This window comes from Thermodesulfomicrobium thermophilum DSM 16697 (assembly GCF_059568695.1).
Window position 1 is genome coordinate 97,871 of the sequence record NZ_JCANTW010000017.1, and the last position, 24,212, is coordinate 122,082.

Here is a 24,212-nt window from a genome sequence, read left to right on the forward strand (position 1 = left end):
AGATTTTCGGAGGTATATCATGGCTTACAAGATTACGGTGGATCTGGACAAGTGTGTGGGCGACGGCGAGTGTGTGGATGTGTGCCCCGTGGAAGTGTACGAGCTTCAGGATGGCAAGGCCGTGGCCGTGAACGAAGAAGAATGCCTGGGCTGTGAGTCCTGCGTGGAAGTGTGCGAGCAGGACGCCATCACTGTGGAAGAGGCCTAAGCATTGGCGGTATGGCAGGTCTTCGTTGAGGAGACCTGCCTTTTTTTTCATCTATTGCATTGCATATAAAGGTAGGCATGCAGGATTTTTCTCCTTTTTTTGACGAATATGCAAAGTTGGCCGCATCCGTAGACCGTCTGTGTGCGCAGGTTGCAGGGCAGTTTGCTCATGCGGTGCGTTGCCATGAGGGGTGCACCGATTGTTGTCATGCCCTTTTTGATATTCCTCTTATAGAGGCAGTATATCTTCAATATCATTTTTCTGCTTTGGATGATGATCTGAAACAGCGTATTTGGATCGATGCAGACAAGACGGATCGTCATATCGAAGTGCTCAAAAAACGCTTGTACAAGGAACACTCCCGCAGCGGTGATACGCAGGCCATTTTGCAGCAAGCCGCAAGTGAACGGGTGCGATGTCCGCTCTTGGGAGAGGATGACCGTTGTACACTCTATGATCACCGTCCGCTCACCTGCCGCATTTACGGTTTGCCCTTGGATGTGCACGGGCAGGGGTGTTCGTGCGGCTTGTCGGGGTTTGTGCCGGGAGAGCGCTATCCTGCCATTAAGGTGGCGCCGTTGCAGGACCGCCTGGTGGATATGAGTCGGCGTTTGCTTGCGTCGGTGGGGTCTCCATATCTCGATTTTGCCACCATGTTCGTGCCTGTTTCGCGGGCACTGCTGACTTCCTATGACGCCGTGTTTTTTGGTCTGAAGCAGCCGGATTCCGAGGAGAAGGGCGAATGAAGCGTTCCACTGCCATGACCCCGGAGCATGAGCGTCAGAAACGCGCCATTTATGACGCTATGTCCCCGCGGCGGCGGAAATTTATTGATCGGATCGGGTACGACCGCTGGGATCCTTTTGCCGAGCCAAAGGATCCCATTGAATGGCGCACCGATGGAACCAGTCGTACCACCCAACAATTGGTGCGGGAATTTTTGCAGCAGCATGCTCCGGAAAACTATAGCAACGGCTATGGCGCTGGAGTCCTGGAAATTTGTCTCGGTATCATCAATGGCGATGATCGGTATATTGGGATGTATGAGTTTGCTTTGTGGTACGCAGAAGAATTGAAAAAAAGCGGGCTCAATATCCGGGATTATCGTCCATAAACCAAGGAGAACTGCGTGTCGTCGAAAATTCAGCCGGATTACGGACCACAAGATCCGGAATCCATTAAAATTGCCTTGCAAGAGAATCCAGATTCCGCAACGTTGTTGTACAATCTTGGGGTTTCGTTGATTGCCCAGCGCCGTCTTGATGAAGCGGAAAAGGCTTTTCGGGATGCCTTGGCGCTGGAGCCGGAAATCGCAGAGGCGTATGTGCAGTTGGGCGGTCTGGCCATGCACCGTGGCGATCTGGATGCATGTTTGGAAATGAACAAAAAAGCCGCGCAAATTCGTCCACGCTTTGCTGTTCCGTGGGGGAACATTGGCTTCGTGTACATGCAGCGCCAAGAGCCGGATAAAGCGGTGAAGGCGCTGAAAAAAGCATTGAGTCTGGATCCGAAGTTTATTCAGGCCCATACGACTTTGGGGAGTGCCTATCTTGCTTTGGGCGATCCGGATGGCTGTATCATGCAATGTATGAAAGCTATTGAGATCGAACCCATGTTTGGCCCGGCATACAATAATATCGGCCTCGCCTATTTGGAAAAAGGCGAGGTGGAGAAGGCGGTTCCGTATTTTGAAAAAGCCCTGGAAACGGGGTTTGAGGTGGAGAAGGCGGTGCTGGAGGAAATTGCTCCGTACCGTTCGGGCGCACAAAAACCATGAAAAAAAGATTTTCTGGTTGACTTTTTTGGGGCTTTGAACCATGCTTCACAAGCAGTGAGAATTGAGTAACTGTTTGAAATCGTTGGTGAGAGGTTGGCGGGCTTGATGGCCAAGCCTCGCAACACAAGTATCCGGTCTAATCTCAAGGAGGATGCGTAATGCCTAAACACGAGACCCCGTTGCTGGATCAGCTGCAGAGCGGTCCCTGGCCGAGTTTTGTGACGGACATCAAGGAGGAAGCTGAGCGCCGTCACAAAAACGAGCGGAATGTGGAATTTCAGGTTCCGGTAGATGTCTGTGACGACCTGCTCGGCTTGTTGGAGCTGTCGTATGTCGATGGCACCACCCACTGGAAACACGGCGGTATCGTCGGCGTGTTCGGGTATGGTGGCGGCGTTATCGGTCGTTACTGCGACCAGCCCGAAAAGTTCCCGGGCGTGGCCCATTTTCACACGGTGCGCGTGGCGCAGCCTGCCGGCTTGTACTACACCTCCGAGTACCTGCGTCAGCTGTGTGACATCTGGGAGCTGCGCGGTTCTGGTCTCACCAATATGCACGGCTCCACGGGTGACATCGTGCTCTTGGGCACCACCACGCCGCAGTTGGAAGAGATCTTCTTCGAACTCACTCACAAGATGAATACGGACTTGGGCGGCTCGGGTTCCAACCTGCGTACTCCCTCCTGCTGCTTGGGTGAGTCCCGCTGTGAGTGGGCCTGCTACGACACCCAGGAGCTGTGCTACCAGCTGACCATGGAATACCAGGACGAACTCCATCGTCCGGCCTTCCCCTACAAGTTTAAGTTCAAATTCGATGGCTGCCCCAATGGCTGTGTGGCCTCCATCGCCCGTTCCGACATGTCCTTCATTGGTACCTGGCGGGATGAGATCCGCATCGACCAGGAAGCCGTTGCCGCGTATATCGGCGGTGAGTTGCAGCCCAATGCCGGCGCTCATTCGGGCCGTGACTGGGGTCCCTTCGACATCCAGAAGGAAGTCATCGACCTGTGCCCCACGGAGTGTATGTGGCTGGAAGACGGCAAACTCATGATCAACAATCGTGAGTGCACCCGCTGCATGCACTGCATCAACGTCATGCCCCGCGCCCTGCGCATCGGTAACGACCGCGGCCTGTCCATCCTCGTGGGCGCCAAGGCCCCGATCCTGGACGGCGCGCAGATGGGTTCGCTCCTCGTGCCCTTCGTCAAGGTGGAAGAGCCGTACGACGAGATCAAAGAGGTCATCGAGAACATCTGGGAATGGTGGATGGAAGAAGGCAAGAACCGTGAGCGCCTGGGTGAGCTCATCAAGCGTCAGGGTCTGGCCAAGGCCATTTCCGTCGTCGGCCTCAAGCCCATGCCGCAGCATGTGCAGGAACCCCGTCACAATCCGTACATCTTCTGGAAGGAAGAGGACGTGCCGGGCGGTTGGGATCGCGACATTGCGGAGTACCGCAAACACCATCAGAGATAAGAAGGGGGTAGACAATGGCTTTTGTTTCTTCCGGTTACAATCCCGAAAAGCCCTTGGAGAACCGCATTACCGATATCGGCCCGCGTCATTACAGCGACTTCCTTCCGCCGGTTATCGCCAAGAACAAGGGCAAATGGCTGTGGCATGAGATCATCGAGCCGGGCATTTTGATGCACAAGGCCGAAAGCGGCGACGAGGTCTACACCGTGCGCTGCGGCGCGGCCCGTTTGCTGTCCGTGGGCATGATCCGCGAGATCTGCGATATCGCCGATAAATTCTGCGGCGGCCACCTGCGCTTCACCACCCGGAACAATGTCGAGTTCATGGTGGGGACGTTGGAAGAGGCCAAGAAGCTCAAAGAGTACTTGAACAGCCAGAAGACCTCCACGGGCAACTACAAGTTCCCGGTGGGTGGCACCGGTGCTGGCGTGACCAACATCGTGCACACCCAGGGTTGGGTGCACTGCCACACCCCGGCCACCGATGCCTCGGGCACGGTGAAGGTGGTGCTGGACGAGCTCTTCGAGGAATTCCAGCAGATGCGCCTGCCCGCGCAGGTGCGTATCGCCATGGCCTGCTGCCTCAATATGTGCGGCGCTGTGCACTGCTCGGACATCGCTATCCTGGGCTACCACCGCAAGCCGCCCATCATCGACCACGAGTGGCTGGACAACCTCTGTGAGATCCCGTTGGCCGTGGCCGCCTGCCCCGTGGGCGCTATCCGTCCCACCAAGAAGGAAATCGTCACGGAGAAGGGGGAGACCAAGACCGTCAACACCGTGGCCATCAAGACCGACCGCTGTATGTTCTGCGGTAACTGCTACACCATGTGTCCCTCCCTGCCCTTGGCGGACAAGGAAGGCGATGGTCTGGTCATCATGGCGGGTGGTAAGGTCTCCAACCGCATCAGCAATCCCAAATTCTCCAAGGTGGTGGTGGCCTTCATTCCCAACGAGCCGCCCCGCTGGCCCACGTTGGCTAAGGTTGTGCGCCAGATCCTGGAAGCCTACGCCAAGGATGCCCGGAAGTACGAGCGTCTGGGCGACTGGGCCGAGCGCATCGGCTGGGAGCGTTTCTTCGAGAAGACCGGTCTGGAGTTCTCCGAGCACATGATCGACGACTTCCGCGATCCGGCCTACTACACCTGGCGTCAGACCACGAACTTCAAGTTCTAATTTGGTTTCTCTTCCTGGGGCTGGCCTTTGGGGCCGGCCCCATAGCTTCAAGCGAGGCGAGTTATGTCGGAAAAAAGTCCCAAAGAGATTGTCGTCGAGTTCATGCAGTCCAAGGCCAAACAGAAATCCAAGTTCTACTTCAATGATCTGGCGGCCTTGTTCCCGGACATGAAGCAGCGTGAAGCCAAAAAGCTCATCAACCAGTTGGTCAATGAAGGCGTTCTGGTATACTGGTCCAGCGGCAGCACCACCATGTACGGACTGCCCGGTGCGGGCAAACAGGCTGGAGCCGAAGGCGAGGAATAGCGTTCTCTCATGAGCGAAGCATTGTCCTGCCCTCGGCTGCTCGTCGCCGGTTTGGGCGGCGGGTCCGGCAAGACAATGGTGAGTTTAGGCCTGGCTCGCGCCCTGCGGGAAGATGGCCTGATCGTCCAGACCTTCAAGAAGGGTCCAGATTATATCGATGCTCAATGGCTCTCGTTGGCCAGTGGGCAGCCGACATCCAATCTGGATCCTTTTTTACTCTCTCCTACTCAATTGCGCCAGGTGGTGGCGGCGCGGGCGGCAGGCAAAGACTTGCTCCTCGTGGAGGGCAATCGCGGCCTTTTCGACGGTAAGGACGTTCACGGTTCTTGTTCGTCGGCGGAGCTTGCGCGCCTTCTTCAGTGCCCCGTGGTGGTGGTGCTCGACTGTACCAAGGTGACGCGTACCATGGCCGCGGTGGTCTTGGGGTTGGTACATTTTGATCCTCAACTCACCATCGGGGGGGTGATCCTCAACCGCACCGCCGGGTGTCGGCATCGGACCATCGTTCGTCAAAGCATCGAGACCTATACCGATGTGCCGGTGCTCGGAGAGCTCCCCAAACTCAAAGACAACCCCATTCCGGAGCGGCACATGGGGCTTACCTCCCATGCCGAGTGGGGCACGGACGCCCTTGCTGCGGTGGCGGCCAGGGTGCGGGAACACGTGGACATCGCCGCCTGTATGCGTTTGGCCCGATCCGCGCCGCATCTCCCCTTGTCGCCCCAAGAAGCTGCGCCGCTTTTTGTGCCTCGTGCATCCCGTGGAGTGCGTATCGGTGTCGCCTTGGACGCCGCCCTATGGTTCTACTATCAGGAAAATATCGATGCCTTGCGGGCAGCTGGGGCGGAAGTCGTGCCGTTTAGTCTGTTGCGGGACCCGGAGCTTCCGCCCATGCATGCGCTCTATCTGGGCGGGGGCTTTCCGGAGACCCTGGCTCAAGGACTGTCCGCCAACGTCTCCATGCGCGAGAGCGTGCGCCGGGCCGTGGAGCGGGGCATGCCGGTGTATGCCGAATGCGGCGGACTCATGTATTTGGCGCGGGAGCTCCATTTTCAAGATCAGGTGTATCCCATGAGCGGGGCGCTCCCCTTTGCCACCACGGTGTGTTCACGGCCGCAGGGGCATGGCTATGTGGCCGCCACCGTGACCGCCCCGTCACCGTTTTTTGCGCCGGGAACCAGGCTTCTTGGTCACGAGTTCCATTACTCCTGCTGTAGGGACTTGCCTGAAGGCGCGGACCTCGTTTTGCAACTCGACCCTGGTGTGGGCATGGCTGCGGGCCGTGATGGCTTGGTGTGGCGCAATGTCTTGGCCTCCTATACCCACATCCATGCCGTGGGCGTGCCTGCTTGGGCCGATGCCATGGTGGAGGCTGCGATGGCTTTTGCCGCTTGCCTGTCGGGTGAACCCTTGGAGAATTTACGACGCAGTGCTTGACACAAAAGATAATTATTCCTAAAAAGAACCCATCGGAACACCAACAGGAGGAGTTGTATGGGACAGCTGCGTCGCTTCAAGGATTTGGTCATTGATTGGGAAATGACGCCCGAGGATGCGGTGGCTCTGTATCTGGAATGGGGCAACAATGGATATCGCGGGGGCTACCAGAATGCCGTGCGCAGCAAGACGGACCATTCCAACTACTTTGTGGTCAATACCTGGAAGACTCCGCCTACGGTAACCTTGGTGCGCCGTAATTCCGATGGAGCCGAAGAACTGGTGGAGCTCCCCTTGCCGGAGTCTTTGGCGCGGGATTTTGTCACCAGCGTCCATGGGCATAAAGGGGTATACGGGGTCAACGAGCCTATCCGCCAGTGGTTAGAGCGTGAGATTTTTGGCCGCTGATGAAGGCCTCTTTCCATCCACCAAAGCCGGAATGTTCCGGCTTTTTTTATGACCTCAAGGAGCTTGCATGAGTTGCCAACGCTGCGGCACGTGCTGTCGGAAAAGTGGTCCAACCCTGCGCATGCAGGATCGTGCCTTGGTGCATTCTGGCGATATTCCGGTGGGGGATCTGGTTTGTGTTCGGCGTGGGGAGTTGGCGTGGGATCCGCGCAGCAATGCGTTGCTGCCGGTTTCCCAAGAGATGCTCAAGATTCGTGGCCAGGGGGAAGGCTGGACGTGCCTGTATTATGACCCCGGGCGGCGGGCTTGCGCCCGCTATGCGGTGCGTCCGGTGGAATGCCGGGTGCTTTCCTGCCAGGATCCAGGACCACTTTTGGCGGTGATGGACGAGCCGCCCCTTTCCCGCGATGCTCTTTATCCCCCGAAAAGCGCTCTGGCCTTGGTCGTCGCAGAGCATGAAGCGAGCTATCCCGCAGGCCAGGCCGTGGAGTGGGCGCAGGACTCGACGACTCTTGCCCTGGCACACGATCTTGCCCGCCGGGAGGCGCATTTCCGGGCGGCACTTGCGGAGCGGCTGGCCGTGGATGATGTTTGCTTGTGGCCCTATCTGGGGAGACCCTTGGCGCAGATCGTGGATGCGGTGCGTCAGATGCTGGGGATTCGTTGACAATTTTGTTGAAAATATTATGAGAGGCCAAACTGGTTGTGCCAAGGAGCGTCTATGGCAGTAGAGTACAAGGACTACTATAAACTCCTCGAGGTCCCACGTACGGCCTCTCAGGAAGATATTTCGCGCGCATTCAAGAAATTGGCCCGCAAATACCATCCTGATCTCAATCCAGGAGACCCCAAGGCCGAGGCCAAATTCAAGGAGATCAACGAGGCCTACGAGGTCTTGAAGGACCCGGAAAAGCGCAAGCTCTACGACTCCTTGGGGCCGAATTGGAAAGAAGGACAGAATTTTCAACCACCGCCGGGTTTCGAAAACGTCCGCTTCCACTCTACGGGTTTTGGCGAGAGCGGCCTCGGCGGTTCGGGGTTCAGCGACTTTTTTGAGATGTTCTTCGGCGCCCCAGGCTTTGATGTGGGCGGTGCGGGCTTCCGGGACGGCGCTTTCGGGGGACAGTTTGGCGCTCGGCGTGCCCGGGGACAGGATGCGGAGGTTCCGCTGACGTTGACGTTGGAGGAGGCCTACCGTGGTGGCCCCAAGACGATCACCGTGCAGGAGCGCCAGGTGGGGCCGGACGGACGGCGTCACTTCGCTCCCCGCACCTTGAACGTCACCATCCCGGCCGGGGTAAAGGACGGCGCCAAGATCCGTCTGGCAGGCCAGGGTGAACCTGGGGTGGGCGGCGGCCCTGCGGGAGACTTGTATCTGCGGGTGGAACTCGCCCCGCATCCGGTGTTCAAGGTGGCAGGAAACGACGTCATTTATGACTTGCGTCTTGCTCCGTGGGAGGCGGTGCTGGGAACGAGCGTGCGCGTGCCCACCTTGGAGGGTGAGGTGGACCTCAAAGTGCCGCCGGGCATCAGCAGCGGTCAGAAGATTCGTATCCCCGGCCGGGGGCTGGGGACCAAAGGACAACGCGGGGATCAATTGGTGCGGGTGATGATCCGGTCGCCCAAGAATCTGAGTGCGCGTGAGCGCAGTCTGTGGGAAGAATTGGCACGCACCTCGACATTTTCTCCGAGGACCTAGGAGGGCAGCATGACCTTACTCCATACGTATACCGCCATGCCTGTAGCCTCGGACCGTATCGCCAAGATGGAATTTTTGGAGCTTACGGGCATTGACGAGAAAGAACTCATGGAACTCATTCACATGGAGTGGATTTCACCCATTGTGACTGCCCAAGATGAATGGTTGTTTTTGGTTCGTGACGTGCCGAGGGTCCGCAAATACGTCCGTATTTGTGATGATTTTGAACTTTCTCCCATTGCCGGCACGATCATCGTCGATCTGTTGCATCGCATTGCAACATTGGAGCGGCGCATTCAGGAGCTCGATGCTCTAGCGGCGCTGTAAAAAACAGAGAAGGAGGATCCTATGGATCTCAATCGTTTTACCCAGAAATCGCAAGAAGCCTTGGCCGCGGCGCAAGCCTTGGCCGTACGCCATGGGCATCAAGGAGTGGACGGCGAACATCTGCTTGCCGCCTTGCTCGATCAAGAAGGAGGTTTGGTCCCGCGGATCATGGAGCACATGGGCTTGCAGCCGCGGCGTTTGCGCGAGGCCGTTGATGGGGAGCTCGCGCGTATCCCGCAGGTGAGCGGGCCGGGAGTGCAACCCGGTCAGGTGTATTTGACCCAGCGGGCGAGCCAGGTGCTGGTGCGGGCCCAGGATACGGCCCAGGCCATGAAGGATGAATATGTAAGCGTGGAGCATCTGCTCTTGGCGCTGGCGGACGAGAGCCCGTCCACCGGTGTCGGGCGGGTGTTTTCCGAGGCCAAGGTGACCAAAGACGCGTTGCTTGCAGCCATGACTGCGGTGCGTGGCAACCAGCGGGTAACCTCCGCCAATCCCGAGGAGACCTACGAGGCCCTCAAGAAGTACGGCCGGGACTTGGTGGATGAGGCCCGGCGTGGCAAGCTTGACCCGGTCATCGGCCGTGACAGCGAGATCCGCCGCTGTATCCGCATCCTTTCGCGCCGCACCAAGAACAATCCGGTGCTCATCGGCGAGGCAGGCGTGGGCAAGACCGCCATCGTGGAGGGGCTGGCCCAACGCATCCTCAATCAGGACGTCCCGGAAGGGCTCAAGGACAAGACCATCTTTGCCCTGGACATGGGGGCGCTCATCGCTGGCGCCAAGTACCGCGGTGAGTTCGAAGAGCGTCTCAAGGCGGTGCTCAAAGAGGTCCAGGCATCAGAAGGCCGCATCATCCTCTTTATCGATGAGCTCCACACCATCGTGGGCGCGGGCAAGGCCGAAGGCGCCATGGATGCAGGCAATCTCCTCAAGCCCATGCTTGCCCGGGGAGAGCTCCATTGCATCGGCGCCACCACTTTGGACGAATACCGCAAGTACATTGAAAAAGATCCGGCCTTGGAGCGTCGTTTCCAGCCCGTGCTCGTGGATGAGCCCAGCGTGGAGGACGCCATCTCCATCCTTCGGGGGCTGCGGGAGCGCTTCGAGGTGCACCATGGTGTCCGCATCGCCGACGCCGCCCTGGTCACGGCCGTGACTTTGTCACACCGCTATATCTCCGACCGGCAATTGCCGGACAAGGCCATTGACCTCATCGATGAAGCCGCGGCCATGATCCGCACGGAGATCGATTCCCTGCCCACGGAGCTCGACGAGATCAACCGCAAGATCATGCAGCTCGAGATCGAGCGTGAGGCCCTGCGCCGTGAGACCGATACGGCCTCCAAGGAACGCTTGGCCAAGTTGGAACGGGAACTGGCGGACCTCAAGGAAGAGCAGACCGCTTTGCGCGCCCAGTGGGAAAAGGAAAAGGCCTCCATCGAGGGCGTGCGCCAGATCAAGGAGGAGATCGAGCGCACCCGCCTGGCCATCGAAAAGGCGGAGCGCGAGTACGACCTCAACCGGGCTGCGGAGCTGCGTTATGGGCGGCTGGCGGAGTTGGAGCGTAAGCTCGCCGAGGCCCAGGGCGGCAGCGAGGAGGAGAAGCGTCTGCTGCGCGAGGAAGTGGGGCCGGATGACGTGGCCGCCATTGTCTCCAAGTGGACCGGCATCCCGGTGACCAAGCTCTTGGAAGGGGAGCGGGAAAAGCTCCTCAAGCTTGCGGACGTGCTCCACGAGCGGGTGGTGGGGCAGGACGAGGCCGTGCAGGCGGTCGCGGATGCGGTGCTGCGCGCCCGTGCCGGACTCAAGAATCCCAATCGGCCCATTGGCTCGTTCCTCTTCTTGGGTCCTACAGGCGTAGGCAAGACCGAGCTGTGCAAGACCCTGGCGCAGACGCTCTTCGACACCGAAGAGAACATGGTGCGCCTGGACATGAGCGAGTACATGGAAAAGCATTCCGTGGCCCGACTCATTGGCGCGCCTCCAGGATATGTGGGCTATGACGAGGGCGGACAGCTCACCGAGGCGGTGCGGCGCAAGCCCTACTGTGTGGTGCTCTTTGATGAGATCGAGAAGGCGCATCCCGACGTGTTCAACGCCTTGCTCCAGATCCTTGATGATGGGCGGCTCACGGATAGCCATGGCCGCACGGTGGATTTCAAGAACACCATCGTGATTCTGACCTCCAATATCGGCTCGCCCACGCTCCTCGAGGGGATTACTGAATCCGGGGAACTGCGTCCCGGGGTACGCGATGCGGTGCTCCAGCAGCTGCGCAGCCACTTCCGTCCGGAGTTTTTGAACCGCATCGACGAGATCGTTCTCTTCAAGCCGCTGCTGGTGGAGCAGGTGATGCGGATCGTGGATCTGCAGATGCAGCGGCTCCAGGCCCGCTTGGAGGAGCGCCAGATCCAGTTGCAGCTCACCGAGGCTGCCCGGCAGTGGATCGCCCGGGAAGCCTACGACCCGGTGTACGGTGCCCGGCCGCTTTTGCGTTTCCTCCAAACCCATGTGGAAACCCCGTTGGCGCGGCAGATCATCGCCGGCACCTTGCGGGACGGCCAGACCGTTACCGTGGACGTGGATGGCGACCAGTTGGCTTTTCGAGCGGATTGACGCCTGCTGGCGGTCACCGAGCGCGGCCCTGGGAGGGACTTTCCTTCCCAGGGCCGTTTGTGTTGGGAAGCTCTGGGTGGGGCCATTGGGGTGGGTGGTAGTCCACGCGTACGGCCTCTGCCGATAGCGGACAGACGAAGGAGAGATGGGCGCATGCCAAAAGGAGCACGGGGTGGGCGGGCCCACCGTAACGGGCGTCCCCCACTACGGGCATGTGGAGGTGGCGGGCGGCATGGATGCGGATTTGGTGACGCCTGCCGGTGGCGAGATGCACGTGCACCCAGGTGCGGCCATCGTTTCGGGCGAGGACGGAAAAATGGCTGCAGGCGGCTTGTCGCTGGATGGGGGCGTTGACGGTGATTTCCTCCCAGGACGCCTGGCCTGCCAGTACGGCGGCGTAGGTCTTGGTGATACGGTTCTCCTGCATCCAGCGGGAGAGGGCGGCCATGGATGCGGCCGTGTGCGCCAGGAGCACGAGGCCTGAAGCCGCGGTGTCCAGGCGGTGCACGGGGTGGAGCTCGCCGGACTTCCCCAAGTGCTGTGCCGCAAGGCGGGTGAGTGCCAGGTGGTCGCCCCACGGGGATCCTTGAGTGGGGATCCCAGGGGGTTTGGCCCAGATGCTCCAGGCATCCCGGCGCATGATGGGAGAAAGCATTGGTGCTTGCAATCGCAGCAGGCGCGGGTCATACCAGATTGCAAGTTCCTGACCGGGGCGCACCATGGCCTGCGCCCGCCGCAGTCGGCGCGGCTTTTGCCCTGCTGGGTGCAGCCATACCCCGCCTTTGGTCATGCAATCCTTGATGCGGGATTTGGAAAGGCCTGTGGCCTGGGCGAGGATGTCCACGGCTACGCCAGCAGCCAAGACGGGGATACGGCGGTGGAAGCGTTCCATGCCGCGGCCGCTACAGGGGTGCCCCCTCCTTGTCCAGAGGAGTATTCTGGGTGGTCGAAAGGGCTTGTGCATCAAGCGCGGACCGGGCTTTTTTATCTTCGAATGTATGCAAGATGTGTCTCATTGAGATTGTATTTTTTTATCTGATTATTTTCAAGCCGTTGAGAATAAAAAAATCAATAAAATGGGTGACTCATGTGTAAAGTCGGTTTCATTGGTCTGGGTATCATGGGAATGCCAATGTCTTTCAATGTCTTGAGAAATGGATACGAATTAGTTGTATACAATAGAACATCATCGAAAACACTGCCTTTGGTCGAAAATGGGGCACAGGCGGTGAAATCTCCTTTTGAGGTAGCACAGAATAGCGATGTCATTGTAATGATGTTGACTGGGCCAGAAGCGATCGATCAGGTTGTTTTTGGGGCTAACGGCCTCTTTTCTGGCCTCAATGAGAAAAAATATCTGATCAACATGAGTTCAGTCTCTCCTGATTACACTAAAGAGATCGCAAAGAAGATAGAGCCCTCTGGGGTCAAATTTATCGATGCACCTGTATCTGGATCGAAAAAGCCTGCAGAAGATGGACAGTTGGTTATTTTGGCTGGAGGAAAAGAAGAGGACGTGCGCGATGTCGAAGATGTTCTGCTGGCTATGGGGAAAAAGGTGGTGTACTGCGGCCCGGTGGGCCATGGTTCGATGATGAAAATGACTATCAATCTACTTCTGGGGGTGATGATGGCCGGGATGGCGGAAATGATGCATTTCGGTCAGAAAGGTGGACTGCGTAAAGAAACCATGCTGGAAGTACTGTATTCTGGAGCTTTGAATTGTCCATTGTTCCAGCTCAAAAACGATTTGTTTTTAGAGGAAAAGTTTACTCCACAATTTCCTTTGAAGCACATGAGCAAAGATTTGCGTTTTGTTATGCAGACCGCGCAAACAACAGGAGCGATGATTCCAGAAGCGACGACAGCATTGCGTTTTTTTGAAATTGCTGAAAAAAACGGCCTCGGCGAAGAAGACTTCGCTGCTGTATACAAGGTATTCCAACAAATGGTGTCGTAACGACGTGGATGCCAGATTTGGAGTGGTTCTGTATTGGAAAAGCATAGTTCAAACAGGGGCTTCTCTTGCACTCCCTGCGGCGATGGCCTCGTAGCCGAGCATCTTGACAAAATCGATTTTTTCCGCGACGAACTTCTCATGTTCAACGCAACTTGCCCCATTTCTTGGTTGTGGTGGCGGCACACGCAGTGTGCCGGGGGAGGGCGTTGACTCGTAGAGGCGATATACATCGCACACCCAAGCCGCGGCAGAATGATTCTGACCGCGGCTTTTTGTATTCAAGGAGGTCGATATGCATCAGTTTTCTGGGTTTTTTGGACCTTACGGCGGGCAATTCGTCCCAGAGCCAGTGAAGTCCATGCTGGATGAGTTGGATCATGCGTTTCAAAAATATCGCAATGATCCAGATTTTCTTGCGGAGTACGAATATTATCTGCGCGAGTACGTCGGAAGGCCAAATCCTTTATATTTTTGTGCAAATCTGACCAATCATCTTGGCGGCGCAAAAATATATCTGAAGCGGGAAGATTTGAATCACTTGGGTGCCCATAAAATCAACAACACGCTCGGGCAGATCTTGCTTGCAAAGCGTATGGGGAAAAAGAAGATCATTGCGGAGACTGGCGCCGGACAACATGGAGTGGCCACGGCTGCGACGGCTGCCCTCATGGGCATGGAATGTACCATTTACATGGGCGCGGTGGATGTGGAGCGGCAGCGCCTCAATGTCTTCCGCATGGAGATGATGGGGGCCCGGGTGGTGGCGGCCCAAAGCGGGCAGAAAACCCTCAAGGAGGCCGTGGACGAGGCCATCGAGGCCTGGGTGCGGGAAGGCGATGCGTTCTATCTTTTGGGCTCTGCCGTGGGTCCGCATCCCTATCCCATCATGGTGCGCGAGTTCCAGGCCGTGGTGGGGCGCGAGGCTCGGGAGCAGATCCTCGCGCACGAAGGCCGCTTGCCTTACGCCTGCATTGCCTGTGTGGGCGGCGGCTCCAATGCCATTGGACTGTTTTCCGGGTTCATGGATGATGCGGAGGTCCGGCTCATCGGCGTCGAGCCTGCGGGCCGCGGCCTGGAGTACGGGCAGCATGCGGCGACTCTGTGTTTGGGCGAGCCGGGCACCATGCATGGATTCCATTCCTACATGCTGAAGGACGCAGCGGGGGCGCCTGCGGAGGTGTACTCCATCTCTGCCGGCCTGGATTACCCCAGCGTGGGGCCGGAACACGCCTTCCTCAAGGATTCGGGGCGAGCGCAGTACGTGTATGCCAGCGATCAGGAAGCCGTGGACGCCTTTTTCCTGCTCTCGCGTTTGGAGGGGATCATCCCTGCCCTGGAGTCCTCCCACGCCCTTGCCCATGCCGTGGCCCTGGCGCCGACTCTGCCTGGGGACGCGGCCTTGGTGGTCAATCTGTCGGGGCGCGGCGACAAGGATGTGGAGCAGGTGGAGCGCTTGGTGCGCCAGGGAGAACTCCGCATTCCATCCCTGTGAGCCAATAAAAAACCCCGACGGTCGGAGAGGGCCGGCCGTCGGGGAAGCTTTGGTGCGGGGGTGTTAGTTGTCTTCAGGCCGCAGGATGGTCTTGTCCAGCAGGATGACCACGCCGATGAGGGCGGCCACGAAAAGCAGAAAGGAAAAGAAGCCAAAGCCGCCGCTTTTGGCCTCGTGCCCTGCTTCAGGGGCGTGGGCGTCTTGGGTCGGCGTTGCATGGGCGGCTGCCATGGTCTGGGGCGCTTCGGCGTCGTGTCCGGCGGCGTTTTCCGTGTGTTGGACGGGAGCTGTAGGCATGGTTTCTTTCTGATGCGGAGCAGCAGCGTGCTCCTGGGTGTCCGCCGCGTGCGCGTCACCACCGCCATGGGGATCCGCAGGCACGGCAGCGAGCAGTGCCGCCTGGTTGGGGTGTTCTCCCAAAAAGCGCACCTGCCCCGAAGTGATGTCATAGATGGCGCCTACCACCGCGGTTTTCCCCTGGGCCGCGCGCTTGGCGATGGCTGGGCTGCGTTTGAAGATATCCTCGATAGTCTGCCACACATTGGCCTCGATGACCGCGTCGATGAGGGCGTTTCCTTCCAGTTCCGGATGGGCATGGCGGGTGGCTTCCAGGGCAGGGATGATGTTGTCTACCAACTGCGGGATGGAGCCGTGCACTTCCGCCCCCGTGGTCACTGCGGTGACCGCGCCACAATGGGTGTGGCCCAGGACGACGAGCACCGGGGTGCCCAGGTGGTCCACGCCGTATTCCATGGAGCCGATCTCATCGGTGTCCGCCACGTTGCCTGCAACCTTGATGGTGAAAATGTCCCCAATGCCCTGATCGAACACGATCTCCACAGGTACTCGGGAATCCGAGCAGGCAAGGACCGTGGCAAAGGGTTTTTGCCCGAGGGTCGAGGTGACCAGGCGGCGGGCGGTATCCAGGTTGGGATGGAGGCTGCGGCCCTCCTGAAAACGGGCATTGCCTTCCTGAAGACGCTGCAGGGCCATGGCCGGGGAACTTCCTTCGCCGTCGGCGGTCGCCCAGAGAGATGCGGGCATGGCGAGCAGCACAATGGCCAGCAGGAGCGCAGAGAAACGGTGCATAGACTCTCCTTGAATGGGTGGGATTTGTGAAAAAGGTGGCATGCCCCTACTCGAGATGGTCCTCTTTTTCAAGAGAGGCCCAGGCAGCGCAGAGCGCTTCTTTGTAGGCTTCGATGGCGTCCCGGTGGTGATGCGCCCAGACTTCTGCCCCGCACTCCGTGCAGGTGATGCGAGCGGTCGCTCAGGGGCCGGAGATGCGGGCGCGGCCATGACATACAGGGCAGGGGAGGAATATGGATTCCATGTGGGCATGGATAGTCCCCTTGGTCCGCATTGCCAAGCTTGCTTGGCGGGGAGCGGTCTTTTATGGAAGGACCGCAAACGGTAAGGGGGTGCGGTATGGCTCGGTGGCCCTGTGGGATTTTGGCAATGGTGCTGATCACCACAAATGGTTGGTGCGCGATGCTCCGGTTCCCGGTGAGCGCCAATGCTACGCTTCCAGCGTCTTCCGTGCCCTCGGCCTCCTCGGTACAGGAAGAACGGTCTGCATTGGTTCCGGAGCGAGTCTCTCCTGCGCCTGCCATGCCCCCGGCATCGCTTGCTGCCCCCACCGAGACTGTTGACTCTGGGCCTGTTCAGCCGCTTGCCCCGCCGGCCCGTTCCCTCCCTCCTGCTTCGCTTGCGCCCGAAAAACCGCTTCCCCTTCAGGAGGCAGCGGCGCCTGGAGTCTCCAACGCCACGCCCCTTGGCGCCGCGCTGCATGAGGAGAAAGCTCCGTCTGCCAATGGCACGGTCTCTGCGGAAAAACCTTCCCGCAAACCGCTTCCGTCTTCGCCCTCGGTGGTTTCGCCCGCGTCACCCCAGGCTCTGTATGACGCCGCCATGGAGGCCTACCTGGCCAGGCGTTACGCTGCGGCGCGAACGACCTGGAAGCACTTGCTTGCCCGGTACGGCGCTTCTTCGCTGGCGCCCAACGCCCGGTACTGGATTGGTGAAACCTGGTACGCCCAAGGCCGGCTCATGCAGGCCATTTGGGCGTGGGAAGAGGTGCTGCGCCTGCATCCACGCCACGCCAAGGCGTCGGATGCGCTGTTCAAGATCGCCCTTTCCTGGCATCGTATGGGCAAGACGCAGGCGGCCCGGGCTTTGTGGCGGCGGGTGATGGCGGAATACCCGGGGACGTCGGCTGCGCAGCTCGCCCGGCAGCGGCTGGCGGGGTCGTGATGGATGAGATTACGGCGTCTTTGGCCCTGCGTCACACCCGCGGGCTTGGAGCGCGCACGTGGAAGCGGCTCGTGACCGCGTACGGGACGGCCCAGGCTGCGGCCGAGGATTGGCGGCATTGGGCGGAGCGCCGGTTGGCCTCCGCAGCGGTGGCGCAGTCCTTTGGTGCGGCCGCTTGGCGCGAGGCGGTTCAGGCGGAGATGCAGGCCGCACGGCGTCTTTCGGCCCGCATCGTCCCGTGGAGCGACGCAGCCTATCCTCCGCTTTTGCGTGCGATCGCCGATCCGCCCATCCTGCTGTACGTCCAAGGGCGCCCCGAATTGCTTTCGGGGCCATGTGTCGCCGTGGTGGGCTCCCGGCGTCCCTCGCGCTATGGGACCGACGTGGCCCACGCCATTTCTCGGGACCTGGCGCGCGCCGGGGTGTGCGTGGTGTCGGGACTGGCAGTGGGCATCGACCGGGCGGCGCACCAGGGGGCGTTGCCTGAGGTCGGCAGCTCGTGCGCCGTGCTCGGCACCGGCATGGATTTGGTGTACCCTGCGGGGCATCGGGAGTTGTGGCAGCGTCTGGCTCAAGACGGGGTGCTGGTCACGGAGTTCGCCCCAGGCACGCGACCGGAGGGCCGGAATTTTCCGTACCGCAATCGTATCATCAGCGGCATGAGCCTTGGCGTGGTGGTGATCGAGGCGGCGCTGAGAAGCGGCACTGCGGTTACAGCGGCGTTGGCCCTTACCCAGGGGCGTGAGGTGTTCGTCGTTCCTGGGCCGGTGACGGCGGACACGTTTCACGGCTCCCACCAACTGCTTCGCGACGGCGCCACCTTGGTGCAAAGCGGGGCGGACGTGCTCCGTGAGTTGACAGAACCGCTGCGCCGGTACGCCGGGGATCCTCCTGTCCGTACTCCAGAGCCTGAAGCAGTTCCTCTTTCTCCTGCGCCGCCTTCTGCGCCTCCGCCCCCCGCGTTTCCTTCCGAAGATGCCCGCGCGGTGTGGCAATGCCTGCATCCTGAAGAGGCCCGGCATGTGGATGCCGTGGCCCAAACCTTGGGTTGGGATGCGGGGCGGGTGAGCGCGGCGCTCCTTCTTTTGGAGATGGAAGGCCTTGTGCGCCAAACTCCGGGCATGTACTATACGGCATTGCGGGGTTGATGGAGGAACTATGCGTAAAATTGCTCTCGATGCCGCCGAAGAGGGCATGGTCTTGGCAAAGCCCGTAACCCGGGACAATGGCATGGTGCTTGTGGCTGCGGGGACGGCCGTGACCGCGGCGCTCCTTGATCGGCTGCGGCGCATGGGCATTGACCGGATCGTGGTGGAAGGCGACGAGCCTGGAGCCGCGCCGCTGGACGCCGCCGTCCGCTTGGCGCGCCTCGATCACCTCTTTCGGGGATTTCAGGACAATGTGTTCATGATGAAGATCAAGGCCATGGTCGCCCGCCGCATCGCCCGCAAGGCTCAGGCCGCTGCCGCGCAAGGAGGAGAAGATGCCGGAAACGGATCTGCGCACGGAGTATAAAGGCCGCATCCTGGCGGTGAAAGACCTGCCTTCGCTTCCCTCGGTGCTGGAAGAGGTGAACGCCTTGGTGGAGAATCCGCACTCGTCCACCGAGCAGATCAGCAAAGTCATTGCCAAGGACCAGGTGCTTTCGGCCAAGGTCCTCAAGATGGTCAACTCGCCGATATATGGCTTTCCGGGGCGCATCGGCTCCATCCAGCATGCCCTGGTGCTTTTGGGCTTCAATGTCATTCGCGGTATCATCATCAGCACCACTGTCTTCGACGCCATGAATACCGCCATGGTAGGGCTTTGGGAGCATAGCCAAGGCTGCGCCCTCGCCAGCTCCACCATTGCCCGCGCTCTTGGGTGCAAGGATCCGGAAGAATACGCTGTTGCAGGACTCTTGCACGATATCGGCAAGGTAGTGGTTGCCGTGCAAATGCCCGAGGCCAAGGCGGAGATCGATGCTGCAGTGAAAGATCACGACATGCGCTACATCGATGCCGAAAAACATATTTTGGGATTTTCCCATGACCGGGTCAATCTCTGGCTCTGCAATCATTGGAGCTTGCCGCCGAGCCTCAAGGAGGGACTTGCGTACCACCACAAGCCCATGAGCGCCTCTTTGTATCCCAAGACTGCACAAATCGTTCACTTGGCAGACTTTTTCACCCGGCTCTACGAAGTGGGAAGCGGCGGCGACGATCAAGTGAGCGCCGTAGATCCTCAGGTGCTGCGGGCTTTGGGCGTTACTGCGGCCTTGTGGGAAAGTATCCTTGATGACGTGGAGGCGGCCTTTGCCGATCTCTAGCTCATGACGCGGTCACGGCACTTTTTTCTTTTGAGTGCAGAAGAGGCCTTGGTTCAGCTCGTCCTCGGCGCATGGTCGGAAGACCAAGTGCGTTGGACGGTCTTTGCGCGCGGCCGTGCGGCCTTGGAGGAATTGTTGACCGCGCCCCCCGACTTGGTGCTCGTCGATGAACATTTGCCGGATATGTCCGGACTGGAGTTGGTGCAGCTCATCAAAAATGAAAACGTATATCGCCAGATTCCGGTGGTGGTGGCCTTTCGTGGGGTCGAGAGCCTTGTGGGGCGGGATATTGCGGCCTTGGAGGCGGACGATTTTCTCGTGCAGCCTTTGGGGGCGGAGGAGACCCGCGCCCGGATCCTTCTGGCCTATAGTCGCGCCGCCCGGGAGTTGGATGCCAACCCCCTGACCAAGTTGCCGGGCAATACCTCTATCATCCACCGCATTCAGGACCTTATCGACCGCCGGGAAGACTTCGCCCTGGCGTACGTGGATCTCGATTATTTCAAGGCATTCAACGACAAGTATGGCTTTGCCCGGGGGGATGAAGTGCTGCTCATGGCTGCCCGAGTGCTGGTGAATTCGGTGCGTGGGTTGGTGCGAGGGCCGCATTTCGTGGGGCACGTGGGGGGAGACGACTTCGTCTTCATCGTGCCCGAGGCCGATGTGGAAGGGGTGTGTCAGCGGATCATCGCTCATTTCGACGCCATTGTGCCGTCGTTCTATGATCCCGACGACCGGGAGCGGGGCGCCATCTTGTCGGTGGACCGCCAGGGGAGGCCGCAGGAGTTTCCCATCATGGCCGTGAGTATTGCCGTGGTCTTCAACCGCGCAGGGCGCCTCAAGCACTTTGGCGAGGCATCGGCGAGGGCCATGGAACTCAAAAAAATGGCCAAGAAAGATCCCAAGAGCAGCTATGTCCTGGATCAGCGCTCCTGAACCGGTGCAGCGGTTCTTCCAATCCCTCGCCGCCCGGGGGCTGCGGCAGGCGACTTTGGATGCGTATGCCACGGATCTTCAGGATTTCGAGACCTTCCTCGGCCGCGTTGGAGGTTCGCTGGCACAGCCGCACACGCTGACCCGAGAGCAGGTGCTCGCGTACGTGGCGGACCTGCACCGCCGCAAACTCGCCAAGACCACCGTGGCCCGTCGGCTTTCCGCCCTGCGCGCGGTGTTTCGTTTCTGGCTGCGGCACGGAATGGTGCTGCAGGACCCTGCCCGAGGGGTCCGCAACCCCAAGCAGCCCCGGCGTCGGCCCCGCGCCCTCAATGTGGACGAAACCATCGCCGTTTTGGATGCCGTGGCATCGGACGCCTCCCCGCAGGCGCTGCGGGACGCGGCGCTCCTGGAGCTCTTGTACGGCTCCGGACTGCGGGTCAGCGAGGCAGTGGGTCTTGAGGCCCCACAGGTGGATCTGGCCCAGGGCATGGTGCGGGTGACCGGCAAGGGCGGCAAAGAACGCTTGGTGCCCTTATCGGATGCCTCCCGTCGCCGGCTTGCTGCCCTTTTGGCCGGGCGGCGTCGGGGACCGGTGTTCGTCCACGAAGACGGCACGCCGCTCACCCGTGCGCAAGCCTATCGCATTGTGCGGGCCGCCGCAGAGCGCGCCGGCGTTCTGAAACCCGTCAGCCCGCACAGCCTACGTCACGCCTTCGCCACGCATCTGTTGGCTTCTGGCGCCGACGTGCGCGGGGTGCAAGAACTCTTGGGGCACGCCCGCATCAGCACCACCCAGCGCTATACCCACGTGGAGCTGGGCCACGCCCTGCAGGTCTACGACCGCTGCCATCCCCGGGCGCAAAAGGCGCACGAGTCCGGGGGCGCAGGACATGAGCCGTCCCAAAGCGATCCCGAAGATTACGACTCGTCGGTGTAGGCGGTGAAATGGGCCAGAGGGATGGTGATGTCCTGGAGGAGCACCCACAGGGCGATCATCTGGCGCAAAGAATGGTCTGCTTGGGCAAGGGTCTTGGGATCTGCGCCGTTGTCCGAGAGTTCGCCGATGGCGAGCAGCATGTCCCGCACGAGGGTACAGTCGGCCGCCATCTCCCGCACGAAGTCTTCGTAGGTGTCTGGTTGCTCGTCCGCGAGCTGATCGAGCATGCTCAGGGCGCGGGACAGGTGAAAGAGCGAGATGTCGGCAAATTCAGCCATAGGCATCCTTGTTGGGGCGATGGGAAGCAACCGGGGATTATACTAATTCCAATTTTCGTGAATCCGCATCATTGGTTTAGAGCCCGAGTTGGGCCAGGAGGTCGTCCACGGCGCTCTGATTGGTTCCTGCTTGCGGTCCTTTGAGTTCCGAGGCCTTGGCCTTGGACGCCTGCCGGATTTCTTCTACGGGCTTGTCCGGGTTTTCCTCCAGGGCCTTCATGGACAGACCGGCATCCACATACAGGTCAAAGACGATACGCTGCACTTCATCCAGGGCATGGACGATGCGCTTGATGCGTTGGCCGGTGAGGTCCTGAAAGCTCAGCGCGGTCATGATCTCCATGAGATCGGTGTCGAGCCCTTGGAGATAGGATTCGATCTCTGCTGCTCCTTGAATGCTGGCAGCTTTTTCACGAACGCGGGCAACGGCATCCATGTGTTTTTCCACGATGCTCATGATTTGTTCGGTGGCTTTTTCCGTGGTGTCTACAATGGCATCAAGCTGTTGAGATGTCTCGGAGAAAATATTTTGCGCATCCTCTCCGTTGATTTTCCCTGCAGATGTCGCTGAGTGGATTTCTTTATAGATGGATCCCAGCCCGGAATGAAGATCTTGAGTAATGGTTTTATAGAATTCACTCTCCGTGAGGGCCTTGGTGAGGGCGCGGTGGATTTCTTCGCTCAAGGTCTGGGCGATGACGTTGCGGATGGTTTCTTCCGCCCGATCGGCAATGTGTTCGACGATGGAATCGGCAATGGATGCGCTCATGCTCCCTCCGTGGTTGTCTGGCGTTGGGCCCGCAAGCTTTGGCGTTGTTCTTGAAAGACGAATTGGATGATTTTTTCCCGTTCGGATTCACGGATGTCGGTGAACTCCACGGCCCATAAGGCGGTGTCATCCAGCTGATCACGGCGGACGATGGTCCCCAAGGTGCCGGCCAGCTGCAAGGGAAAGGCGTTCAAGACCACAACGATTTCCACCTGCATCCCTATGGCAAAGGCGTGAGGCGAGCTCATACGTAATCCTGCGCCGCTGATGTCGTGCACGAGCACAGGGATGGGAAAGTCGTCCGCCAGTGAACGCTCGTTGAGTAGGTTGAGGATGGCGGTGAGTTTTTCGTCCATGGCCCGCAGGGTATGGACGATGGCCTCGGGCAGGCCCGGATCCAGACGTGCGGGCAGGCCCACGGCGCAGGCGGCGCATCCGGAAAAGAGCGGCTTGGTCTGCCCAGGCGGCAGGATGCGCGCGTGTCCTTTGCGGGCGGTTTCGATGCGGGCGTAGGTACGGTTGGGATGGCTCATGGGGTCACCAGGTCGTCAGGGTCGATGAGGACCTGCATGGCGTGCACCGGGCACACCAGGGTGCATTGGTTGCATGCGGTGCATTTGTCGCGGTCGAACTCTACGCGGCGGGTCTCCAGGTCGAGATGCAGGGCCTTGGACGGGCACATGGCTGTACACATGCCGCAATGCATGCAGGATTCTTCATTGCGGGTGATCTGGTTGGCCACCGGTGTCACCCGAATGCCATGCTCTTGGAGATAGGAAATGCCTTGCGTATAGTTTTCCCGTGTCCCCGCGAGCTCCAGGATCATGTGTCCCTCCTGGCGTGGATTGATGGACGCCTGGAGGATATTGAAGGTCAGGTCGAAGCGTTTGGCCAGATGGTACATCATGGGGCGGCCCGAGGTCTCTGGGGAAAAACGGAGGCTCACGATGCGGCTGACTTCATGGGTGGTCATAATACACCTCTATTTCCCGGAGAGGACGTCTTGGGCGCGCTTGGCTTCCGGGGTGTTGGGATACTTCTTGACGAGATCTTGCAGTACGAGCTTGCCCGCTTGCGTCTTTTTGAGCTTGAGAAAGGCCATGCCTTGCTTGAGCATGGCGGCGCGCAGCTTGGTGGAGTTGGGATATTTTTCGATGACTTCCTGGTAGGCGAGTACGGCCTTGGCGAACTCACCCATTTGGAAGTAGCTTTCCCCCTGCCAGAAGAGGGCGTTGGGGACGAGGGGATCCTTGGGGTTGGTTTGGACGAAATTCGCCCAGAGCTGCTGGGCCTTGGCGTAGTCCCGAGCGTAGAAGGCGTCGAGCCCCTGTTGGTAGAGCGCCGCGCCTGCCCCTTCGGCGGACGTTGCGGGCGCAGAGGTGGTGGACGGCGGCGTTTGGGTCGGGGGCAGCGGGGCAGGCCGCCCTTCTTGGGCGGTGGATTCTTGCGGTGTGGCCTGCGTCGGGGCGCCGATGCGCGTCCCCGTGAGTTCTATCCCCATCTGGCTGGCCAGGGTTTGCACCTGCTTTTCCAACTGGGCGATGCGGGCGTCGAGTTCCGCCGGAGAAAGCCCTGGGGCCATGCTGCCTTGACGTTGGAGGGAGTCCATCTGGCCGGAAAGGGTCGCCACCTGGCGGCGTAGGGATTCCACTTCCGCCCAAGTATTGGCCTGTGCTGGGGCGACGTTGGCCTCCATATGCTGGACGCGCGTTTCCAATTTTTGCCGTGCTTGCTGTTCGGCGTAGAGCTCCGAACGCAGGCGTGAGTAATCCGCAGTCCCCACACAGGCGGAAGTGGCGAGCAAGAGCAATCCCGGCCAAAAGTAGAGGCGCGTGTTCATAGGCGGTTTCC

28 protein-coding genes are annotated in these 24,212 nt (G+C 59.8%); 21 read left to right on the top strand and 7 right to left on the bottom strand.

The annotated features are described in order from the left end of the window. Positions 1–19: 19 nt before the first annotated feature. The 13 genes from BR00_RS10540 (at position 20) to clpB (ending at position 11,428) form a co-directional block, all read left to right on the top strand. The gene (locus tag BR00_RS10540; RefSeq protein ID WP_281752547.1) at positions 20–208 is read left to right on the top strand and encodes a ferredoxin; all 189 of its coding nucleotides are present in this window, start codon (positions 20–22) and stop codon (positions 206–208) included. 77 nt (positions 209–285) lie between these two features. Then, positions 286–954 (top strand): YkgJ family cysteine cluster protein, encoded by a 669-nt coding sequence (locus BR00_RS10545; RefSeq protein WP_496477557.1) that lies wholly within the window; start codon positions 286–288, stop codon positions 952–954. Further along, positions 951–1,322, top strand: coding sequence for a hypothetical protein (locus tag BR00_RS10550; protein WP_496477558.1), 372 nt, complete (start codon positions 951–953; stop codon positions 1,320–1,322). The genes BR00_RS10545 and BR00_RS10550 overlap by 4 nt, the downstream gene beginning before the upstream one ends. Before the next feature lie 15 nt (positions 1,323–1,337). Further along, positions 1,338–1,985 (top strand): tetratricopeptide repeat protein, encoded by a 648-nt coding sequence (locus tag BR00_RS10555; RefSeq protein WP_496477559.1) that lies wholly within the window; start codon positions 1,338–1,340, stop codon positions 1,983–1,985. A 158-nt stretch (positions 1,986–2,143) separates the two neighbouring features. After that, a complete protein-coding gene (dsrA, locus tag BR00_RS10560) occupies positions 2,144–3,457 on the top strand; it encodes a dissimilatory-type sulfite reductase subunit alpha (RefSeq protein ID WP_496477560.1) in 1,314 nt (437 codons plus the stop codon). A gap of 14 nt (positions 3,458–3,471) precedes the next feature. Beyond that, positions 3,472–4,632, top strand: coding sequence for a dissimilatory-type sulfite reductase subunit beta (dsrB, locus tag BR00_RS10565; RefSeq protein ID WP_496477561.1), 1,161 nt, complete (start codon positions 3,472–3,474; stop codon positions 4,630–4,632). A gap of 63 nt (positions 4,633–4,695) precedes the next feature. Further along, positions 4,696–4,938, top strand: a complete 243-nt coding sequence (locus tag BR00_RS10570; RefSeq protein WP_496477562.1) for a dissimilatory sulfite reductase D family protein — start codon at positions 4,696–4,698, stop codon at positions 4,936–4,938. 9 nt (positions 4,939–4,947) lie between these two features. Further along, entirely contained in the window at positions 4,948–6,375 is a 1,428-nt protein-coding gene (locus BR00_RS10575; RefSeq protein WP_496477563.1) for a cobyrinic acid a,c-diamide synthase CobB, read from the top strand. A gap of 57 nt (positions 6,376–6,432) precedes the next feature. Beyond that, positions 6,433–6,783 carry a DVU0772 family protein gene (locus BR00_RS10580; RefSeq protein ID WP_496477564.1) on the top strand — a complete coding sequence of 117 codons (351 nt, stop codon included), beginning with the start codon at positions 6,433–6,435 and terminating at the stop codon, positions 6,781–6,783. Between the two features lie 67 nt (positions 6,784–6,850). Beyond that, complete coding sequence (locus BR00_RS10585; protein WP_496477565.1) at positions 6,851–7,450, top strand: YkgJ family cysteine cluster protein; 600 nt, start codon at positions 6,851–6,853, stop codon at positions 7,448–7,450. Positions 7,451–7,504: 54 nt separating this feature from the next. Beyond that, on the top strand, positions 7,505–8,482 hold the full coding sequence (locus BR00_RS10590; protein ID WP_496477566.1) for a DnaJ C-terminal domain-containing protein: 978 nt from the start codon (positions 7,505–7,507) through the stop codon (positions 8,480–8,482). A gap of 9 nt (positions 8,483–8,491) precedes the next feature. Further along, the gene (locus BR00_RS10595; protein WP_496477567.1) at positions 8,492–8,809 is read left to right on the top strand and encodes a chaperone modulator CbpM; all 318 of its coding nucleotides are present in this window, start codon (positions 8,492–8,494) and stop codon (positions 8,807–8,809) included. Between the two features lie 21 nt (positions 8,810–8,830). Beyond that, on the top strand, positions 8,831–11,428 hold the full coding sequence (clpB, locus tag BR00_RS10600; protein ID WP_496477568.1) for an ATP-dependent chaperone ClpB: 2,598 nt from the start codon (positions 8,831–8,833) through the stop codon (positions 11,426–11,428). A 13-nt stretch (positions 11,429–11,441) separates the two neighbouring features. Here clpB and BR00_RS10605 read toward each other — a convergent pair whose 3' ends face one another. Further along, positions 11,442–12,320, bottom strand: coding sequence for an RluA family pseudouridine synthase (locus BR00_RS10605; protein WP_496477569.1), 879 nt, complete (start codon positions 12,318–12,320; stop codon positions 11,442–11,444). A 195-nt stretch (positions 12,321–12,515) separates the two neighbouring features. Here BR00_RS10605 and BR00_RS10610 point away from each other — a divergent pair, with 195 nt between their 5' ends. Next, positions 12,516–13,388, top strand: coding sequence for an NAD(P)-dependent oxidoreductase (locus BR00_RS10610; protein ID WP_496477570.1), 873 nt, complete (start codon positions 12,516–12,518; stop codon positions 13,386–13,388). Positions 13,389–13,680: 292 nt separating this feature from the next. Further along, positions 13,681–14,880, top strand: coding sequence for a tryptophan synthase subunit beta (gene trpB, locus BR00_RS10615; RefSeq protein WP_496477571.1), 1,200 nt, complete (start codon positions 13,681–13,683; stop codon positions 14,878–14,880). A gap of 63 nt (positions 14,881–14,943) precedes the next feature. Here trpB and BR00_RS10620 read toward each other — a convergent pair whose 3' ends face one another. Next, positions 14,944–15,969 carry a carbonic anhydrase gene (locus BR00_RS10620; RefSeq protein ID WP_496477572.1) on the bottom strand — a complete coding sequence of 342 codons (1,026 nt, stop codon included), beginning with the start codon at positions 15,967–15,969 and terminating at the stop codon, positions 14,944–14,946. Between the two features lie 522 nt (positions 15,970–16,491). Here BR00_RS10620 and ybgF (BR00_RS10625) point away from each other — a divergent pair. From ybgF (BR00_RS10625) to BR00_RS10650, 6 genes are read left to right on the top strand one after another with little or no spacing between them, the layout of a single operon-like run. Then, positions 16,492–17,133 (top strand): tol-pal system protein YbgF, encoded by a 642-nt coding sequence (gene ybgF, locus BR00_RS10625; RefSeq protein ID WP_496477612.1) that lies wholly within the window; start codon positions 16,492–16,494, stop codon positions 17,131–17,133. Next, the gene (dprA, locus tag BR00_RS10630) at positions 17,133–18,281 is read left to right on the top strand and encodes a DNA-processing protein DprA (RefSeq protein ID WP_496477573.1); all 1,149 of its coding nucleotides are present in this window, start codon (positions 17,133–17,135) and stop codon (positions 18,279–18,281) included. Before ybgF (BR00_RS10625) ends, dprA begins: the two co-directional genes overlap by 1 nt. A 10-nt stretch (positions 18,282–18,291) precedes the next feature. Further along, complete coding sequence (locus BR00_RS10635; RefSeq protein WP_496477574.1) at positions 18,292–18,648, top strand: hypothetical protein; 357 nt, start codon at positions 18,292–18,294, stop codon at positions 18,646–18,648. After that, positions 18,617–19,441: an HDOD domain-containing protein gene (locus BR00_RS10640; RefSeq protein WP_496477575.1), complete on the top strand. Its 825-nt coding sequence runs from the start codon at positions 18,617–18,619 to the stop codon at positions 19,439–19,441. Before BR00_RS10635 ends, BR00_RS10640 begins: the two co-directional genes overlap by 32 nt. Before the next feature lie 48 nt (positions 19,442–19,489). Continuing rightward, the gene (locus BR00_RS10645; RefSeq protein WP_496477576.1) at positions 19,490–20,377 is read left to right on the top strand and encodes a GGDEF domain-containing protein; all 888 of its coding nucleotides are present in this window, start codon (positions 19,490–19,492) and stop codon (positions 20,375–20,377) included. Further along, complete coding sequence (locus BR00_RS10650) at positions 20,355–21,314, top strand: tyrosine recombinase (RefSeq protein ID WP_496477577.1); 960 nt, start codon at positions 20,355–20,357, stop codon at positions 21,312–21,314. The genes BR00_RS10645 and BR00_RS10650 overlap by 23 nt, the downstream gene beginning before the upstream one ends. Here BR00_RS10650 and BR00_RS10655 read toward each other — a convergent pair. The 5 genes from BR00_RS10655 to ybgF (BR00_RS10675) all read right to left on the bottom strand — a co-directional run bounded on the left by BR00_RS10655 (position 21,296) and on the right by ybgF (BR00_RS10675) (position 24,201). After that, positions 21,296–21,592, bottom strand: a complete 297-nt coding sequence (locus tag BR00_RS10655) for a hypothetical protein (RefSeq protein ID WP_496477578.1) — start codon at positions 21,590–21,592, stop codon at positions 21,296–21,298. The two genes, BR00_RS10650 and BR00_RS10655, sit on opposite strands and share 19 nt — an antisense overlap. 76 nt (positions 21,593–21,668) lie before the next feature. Continuing rightward, complete coding sequence (locus BR00_RS10660) at positions 21,669–22,361, bottom strand: protein phosphatase CheZ (RefSeq protein WP_496477579.1); 693 nt, start codon at positions 22,359–22,361, stop codon at positions 21,669–21,671. Then, the gene (locus BR00_RS10665; protein ID WP_496477580.1) at positions 22,358–22,894 is read right to left on the bottom strand and encodes a PilZ domain-containing protein; all 537 of its coding nucleotides are present in this window, start codon (positions 22,892–22,894) and stop codon (positions 22,358–22,360) included. The genes BR00_RS10660 and BR00_RS10665 overlap by 4 nt, the downstream gene beginning before the upstream one ends. After that, positions 22,891–23,334, bottom strand: coding sequence for an NIL domain-containing protein (locus BR00_RS10670; RefSeq protein WP_496477581.1), 444 nt, complete (start codon positions 23,332–23,334; stop codon positions 22,891–22,893). Before BR00_RS10670 ends, BR00_RS10665 begins: the two co-directional genes overlap by 4 nt. Before the next feature lie 9 nt (positions 23,335–23,343). Beyond that, on the bottom strand, positions 23,344–24,201 hold the full coding sequence (gene ybgF / locus BR00_RS10675) for a tol-pal system protein YbgF (RefSeq protein ID WP_496477582.1): 858 nt from the start codon (positions 24,199–24,201) through the stop codon (positions 23,344–23,346). Positions 24,202–24,212 lie beyond the last annotated feature (11 nt).

What these genes read in the sequence shown, in the direction of transcription:
- BR00_RS10540 (WP_281752547.1), top strand. Translation starts at nt 20, where the DNA reads ATGGCTTACAAGATTACGGTGGATCTGGACAAGTGTGTGGGCGACGGC.
- BR00_RS10545 (WP_496477557.1), top strand. Translation starts at nt 286, where the DNA reads ATGCAGGATTTTTCTCCTTTTTTTGACGAATATGCAAAGTTGGCCGCA.
- BR00_RS10550 (WP_496477558.1), top strand. Translation starts at nt 951, where the DNA reads ATGAAGCGTTCCACTGCCATGACCCCGGAGCATGAGCGTCAGAAACGC.
- dsrA (WP_496477560.1), top strand. Translation starts at nt 2,144, where the DNA reads ATGCCTAAACACGAGACCCCGTTGCTGGATCAGCTGCAGAGCGGTCCC.
- dsrB (WP_496477561.1), top strand. Translation starts at nt 3,472, where the DNA reads ATGGCTTTTGTTTCTTCCGGTTACAATCCCGAAAAGCCCTTGGAGAAC.
- BR00_RS10570 (WP_496477562.1), top strand. Translation starts at nt 4,696, where the DNA reads ATGTCGGAAAAAAGTCCCAAAGAGATTGTCGTCGAGTTCATGCAGTCC.
- BR00_RS10575 (WP_496477563.1), top strand. Translation starts at nt 4,948, where the DNA reads ATGAGCGAAGCATTGTCCTGCCCTCGGCTGCTCGTCGCCGGTTTGGGC.
- BR00_RS10580 (WP_496477564.1), top strand. Translation starts at nt 6,433, where the DNA reads ATGGGACAGCTGCGTCGCTTCAAGGATTTGGTCATTGATTGGGAAATG.
- BR00_RS10585 (WP_496477565.1), top strand. Translation starts at nt 6,851, where the DNA reads ATGAGTTGCCAACGCTGCGGCACGTGCTGTCGGAAAAGTGGTCCAACC.
- BR00_RS10590 (WP_496477566.1), top strand. Translation starts at nt 7,505, where the DNA reads ATGGCAGTAGAGTACAAGGACTACTATAAACTCCTCGAGGTCCCACGT.
- BR00_RS10595 (WP_496477567.1), top strand. Translation starts at nt 8,492, where the DNA reads ATGACCTTACTCCATACGTATACCGCCATGCCTGTAGCCTCGGACCGT.
- clpB (WP_496477568.1), top strand. Translation starts at nt 8,831, where the DNA reads ATGGATCTCAATCGTTTTACCCAGAAATCGCAAGAAGCCTTGGCCGCG.
- BR00_RS10605 (WP_496477569.1), bottom strand. Translation starts at nt 12,320, where the DNA reads ATGGAACGCTTCCACCGCCGTATCCCCGTCTTGGCTGCTGGCGTAGCC.
- BR00_RS10610 (WP_496477570.1), top strand. Translation starts at nt 12,516, where the DNA reads ATGTGTAAAGTCGGTTTCATTGGTCTGGGTATCATGGGAATGCCAATG.
- trpB (WP_496477571.1), top strand. Translation starts at nt 13,681, where the DNA reads ATGCATCAGTTTTCTGGGTTTTTTGGACCTTACGGCGGGCAATTCGTC.
- BR00_RS10620 (WP_496477572.1), bottom strand. Translation starts at nt 15,969, where the DNA reads ATGCACCGTTTCTCTGCGCTCCTGCTGGCCATTGTGCTGCTCGCCATG.
- ybgF (WP_496477612.1), top strand. Translation starts at nt 16,492, where the DNA reads ATGCCCCCGGCATCGCTTGCTGCCCCCACCGAGACTGTTGACTCTGGG.
- dprA (WP_496477573.1), top strand. Translation starts at nt 17,133, where the DNA reads ATGGATGAGATTACGGCGTCTTTGGCCCTGCGTCACACCCGCGGGCTT.
- BR00_RS10635 (WP_496477574.1), top strand. Translation starts at nt 18,292, where the DNA reads ATGCGTAAAATTGCTCTCGATGCCGCCGAAGAGGGCATGGTCTTGGCA.
- BR00_RS10640 (WP_496477575.1), top strand. Translation starts at nt 18,617, where the DNA reads ATGCCGGAAACGGATCTGCGCACGGAGTATAAAGGCCGCATCCTGGCG.
- BR00_RS10650 (WP_496477577.1), top strand. Translation starts at nt 20,355, where the DNA reads ATGTCCTGGATCAGCGCTCCTGAACCGGTGCAGCGGTTCTTCCAATCC.
- BR00_RS10655 (WP_496477578.1), bottom strand. Translation starts at nt 21,592, where the DNA reads ATGGCTGAATTTGCCGACATCTCGCTCTTTCACCTGTCCCGCGCCCTG.
- BR00_RS10660 (WP_496477579.1), bottom strand. Translation starts at nt 22,361, where the DNA reads ATGAGCGCATCCATTGCCGATTCCATCGTCGAACACATTGCCGATCGG.
- BR00_RS10665 (WP_496477580.1), bottom strand. Translation starts at nt 22,894, where the DNA reads ATGAGCCATCCCAACCGTACCTACGCCCGCATCGAAACCGCCCGCAAA.
- BR00_RS10670 (WP_496477581.1), bottom strand. Translation starts at nt 23,334, where the DNA reads ATGACCACCCATGAAGTCAGCCGCATCGTGAGCCTCCGTTTTTCCCCA.
- ybgF (WP_496477582.1), bottom strand. Translation starts at nt 24,201, where the DNA reads ATGAACACGCGCCTCTACTTTTGGCCGGGATTGCTCTTGCTCGCCACT.